This is a genomic window from Armatimonas sp. (assembly GCF_043760365.1).
In the GTDB taxonomy this organism is placed as follows: domain Bacteria; phylum Armatimonadota; class Armatimonadia; order Armatimonadales; family Armatimonadaceae; genus Armatimonas.
The window spans coordinates 1-3,743 of the sequence record NZ_JAYUPA010000699.1 but is presented as its reverse complement, the minus strand read 5'-3'; the positions used below and the strand labels follow the sequence as shown (position 1 = coordinate 3,743).

Below are 3,743 nucleotides of genomic sequence, written 5' to 3'. Positions count from 1 at the left end.
CTCAGAACAGAGGATCTGGCCCCCGTGCGCCGCAGAGAGCATGCGTGCCGCACGGTGCAACAGGATGCCGTGGTACTCGCCGCCTGCCAGCTCGACATCCCCGGTATGCAGCGCCATGCGCACACGCAGAGAACCGATAGCCTCGGGCCAGGGCTGTTTGTTCAGAGTGCGCTGGCAGGCAAGGGCGCAGGCAAGCGCATCGCCCACACTGGCGAAGACGACTAAGAACGAGTCGCCCGCTTCCTTGACCTCGTGCCCGCCACTGCGCCGGAACTCGTGGCGCATCACGGTATGGTGGGCAGACAGAGCCACGCGAAAGACGTCCCCCACTCTCTCCCAGAGCCGAGTGCTGCCCTCAATGTCGGTGAATAGAAAGGTAACCGTGCCGGTGGGAAGCACATTCTCCACAGCGACTTTCGTGGGAGCCGTGACGGGAGCGGGGACTTCTGGTGTGGCTTCCCTTTGCTGGAGGGCGCTGAGCTGTGTTGCGGCCTGCTCGAAGCGCTGGCGGATGCGCTCCTGTGCGGGCTCGATCCAGTCCTCGTAGTAGCCGGGCAGTAGCTCGCCGGTGCACTTTTCGAGGGCTAGTGCCAGCAGCGAGGCGTGCTCGGGGGTGTTTCGTGCCTGTGCAGCGCTTCGGAGTGCCTGGTCGAACTCGGCGACGTCGGTGGTGAAGGCATCGGGGTTGAGTTCGACGGTGAACCGATCGGCGATGATGACGGTTCCTGCGGGCACTCCGGGCGGCTCCAGTAGGCTTCTGAGGCTGGAGAGTGCGTGACTGAGGTTGTGCCTTCCTGACTCGGGTGTTGTCTCTGGCCAGAAGATCTCGATGAGAACTTCTCTTGCGTGGCTATGCTGGCGGTGGTAGGCGAGGAAGGCGAGCAGCGCTCCGGTCTTCTGCGTGCGAAATCGTGTAACGACGCGCTCGGCCTGGCGGACGCGTAGTCCTCCAAAAAGCTGAATACTCCAGGGTTCGTTCATGAAAAGACTCTACCAGACCACTCTCCCAAAGGTCTCCCAACCACAACTAGTTACGCAGAGGCTGGCCTGTTTCTAGTAAGTGCCGAATTCGCGCCTGGGTGAGCGGCTCATGGCAGAGTTCCAGACAGGCAATACGCTCGCGATCGCGCAACGACGCGGCATCGTTGGGGCCTCCTGTGAGAACCTGGATCACCGCTTCGGAGAGTCGTAGCTCGTGCGCCGTGATGCGCCCGGCGGCATGCAGCTCGGCCATTGCGGAGCGGAGCGGTGCGGGATCACACGGGGCTGGCGAGAGAGCTGCCGAGGCACGCGGGGCTTCGGAGAGCTCCAGCGCCTGCTGCCGGGCCTCATAAAACAGGCGATCCCCGTTGTGGGCGATCGTGTCCGTGGGGCGCAGAAATCCACGGCGCTGGGCCTCGTGAGCGGAGGTTGTCATCTGTCCTCCCATCACCAACTGGAGCACTTGCCGCGCATCGCCCAGCCGGGTAAAGAGCTCCGCAATTCCGCCGAAACTGGGCAGCAGTCCCGCACTCACTTGGGTCAGCCCCAGATAGGTCTCCGGCGCGAGGTGCAACGACGGAAGGTGTAGCACAAGCTCCGCACCGCCTCCGCGAGAAAACCCCTGCACCGCCCCAACCACGGGAACGCGTGCCTGGGAAAGCCGCAAGTAGGCGGCCTGTGCGGATCGAATATCCGATTCAATCTCGTCAAAATCGCCATGCGCGATTGCCTGCCACCAGCGCTGTAGCGAGAACCCCGCGGTGAAGTCCTGACTTTCTCCCGTGACGACGAGCGCGAGAAAATCCCGCTCGGCACGTTCCAGCGCCACCAAGAGCGCGTCGAGGGTCGCCATTGTCAGGCGATTCTGAGGCGGATGGAGGGAAAAACACGCCACGCCGTCGCCCAGATCACGGAACGCGCCCAGCGGTCCCTGCTCTGTGACGGGCCAGTGGCTGAGCTCCAGATACTCCGGTGCGGGTGATGGTACCGCGTAAAGACGGCCTCGGCGCTCTGCCTCTAGGACAAAAGGCCCTTTATCCCACCCAAAGCCCCACTCCATCGCCTGGTCTACCGCGACCTCGCTGGTCGCGATCTGCGGGCGAATGGCATCCAGGTAGGCAAATAGGCTCTCTTGCACCCAGACCAGAAACGCGTCCTGGGGATTGGGGTGGACAGCCTGGGGTGCACGGTAGGTTCCCGTCGCTAAGTCTAGCACAAGGTTTCCCTCACGCGGCCAGAACCCCCGCCAGGTTCGATTGGCCAGCATGGTCTCCAGTACCACAGGCAGAGTCAGCCGATTGTGCAAGGGATCGTCGGGGAGCGCAGTGGCCAGTGCCCGTGCCTGCTGTAAGAGCGAGTCTAGTCCAAGCTGATCTGCCGTCTGAAAGATACCACGGGTGCGCCCGATCAAGCGGCCCGTGAGCGCATCCACTTGCTCAATATCCAGCTCACTCTCCAGAGCAAGATGTAGCACATCAAAAAAGTGTGCCGTAAAGACACGGGTTGCCACAAAGCCCGGGCTATCGCGCACCAGAACCACCCGGTGCCCGAGACGCTCCTCGGCAAACGTGCAGAACTGCGCGAGAAGCCCCGGGTTGGTAAAAGCGGTTGGGATGACCTCAAGCAGCTTATGATAGCGTGGCGGCGACGTAAAATGCGTCCCGAAAAAGCGTTCCTGGAGAAGCTCATTTCTATCCTCCAGCAGGCTTGCCAGAGAGAGATAGCGCGTGGTGGTCGTCACCACAGTCGTCGGTCCGATGAAGAGTTCTAAGCGCTGCAGCAGTCGGCGCTTGAGCTCCAGGTTCTCCGCAACCGCTTCAACAACCCAGTCCGCTTCCAGGCATGCCGTCAGATCATTGAGATTGCCCGGCTCGATACGCTCCAGATACTCGGGGAGAAAAAGCAGAGGGGGGCGTGCCATCCGAAGCTGTGCCAGCGCCTTTGCCGCAAGCTCCAGTGATGAGTCAAGCAAGCGGACATGCCAGCCTGCATTTGCAAGCTGTGCCGCAATCCCAACGCCTAGGGGGCTTGCGCCAATAACAACCCCGAGACCACTCTCGCGCATGGTAACTCCCTCCCTTGAGAATCGCCTTCAGTATACTTAAAATTTTGTCAAAATGGGTAAAACTCAGTTTTTCAGTAGTTTTCCCGTGTCCAGTAAGGTGCGCATCCGGGCAATGGAGAGCGGCTCTTGGGCAAGTACGCGAAAAGCCGCCCGCTCTCGCTCCAGAAGTGCGGTTTCATTGAGGGGGCCGCCCGTGAGCACCCAGGCTAGTTGTTCCGCGATCACGCGATCTTGTCCCGTGAGGGAGACAGGAAGGGCGAGCAAGCCCGCGTGCGCCGGTGGCCCTGTGAGCTTAGGGACAGGCAGCCTGGCAGCGCCCCGTGCTTCCACAAGAAGCTGGTCGGCATTGCGAACAATCCTATCGCTCTCGCGCAGCCAGCCGCGCTTTTTCGCATCGTGGGCGCTGGTCGAGTTCTGGTTGAAGGCAATTGCCTCAAAAGCCGCCTGAGCGTTTCCAAAGCGGAAGAGCGCCTCCTTCATGCCGCCGCCGCACGGGATCACTCCCACCGCGCACTCCGGCAGGCCCAGTGCCGTCTCGGGTGAGGCCACAATCCGTCCACAGTGTAGCGCGAGCTCACAGCCCGCCCCAAGGGTGTAGCCGTGGATCGCCGCGACGGTGGGGATAGTGGCGTGCTTCACCCGCAGAAATGTCTCCTGGCACTGCTTCATGTCCGCCTCAATTGCCACAAGATCACCG

The 3,743-nt window shown here is 61.9% G+C and carries 3 protein-coding genes; all 3 read right to left on the bottom strand.

Annotated features, from left to right (window positions below; translation table 11 throughout):
* A partial coding sequence (locus tag ACH2EH_RS16450) for an adenylate/guanylate cyclase domain-containing protein (protein WP_395143242.1) occupies nt 1-981 on the bottom strand: 981 nt, incomplete at its 3' end.
* Between the two features lie 46 nt (nt 982-1,027).
* Nucleotides 1,028-3,046 carry a 3-hydroxyacyl-CoA dehydrogenase/enoyl-CoA hydratase family protein gene (locus ACH2EH_RS16445; protein ID WP_395143240.1) on the bottom strand — a complete coding sequence of 673 codons (2,019 nt, stop codon included), beginning with the start codon at nt 3,044-3,046 and terminating at the stop codon, nt 1,028-1,030.
* Between the two features lie 63 nt (nt 3,047-3,109).
* Nucleotides 3,110-3,743 (bottom strand): enoyl-CoA hydratase/isomerase family protein (locus tag ACH2EH_RS16440; protein ID WP_395143239.1); only part of this gene is annotated, 634 nt, incomplete at its 5' end.

Coding starts and splice junctions, on each gene's coding strand:
- ACH2EH_RS16445 (WP_395143240.1), bottom strand. CDS start 3,046: ATGCGCGAGAGTGGTCTCGGGGTTGTTATTGGCGCAAGCCCCCTAGGC.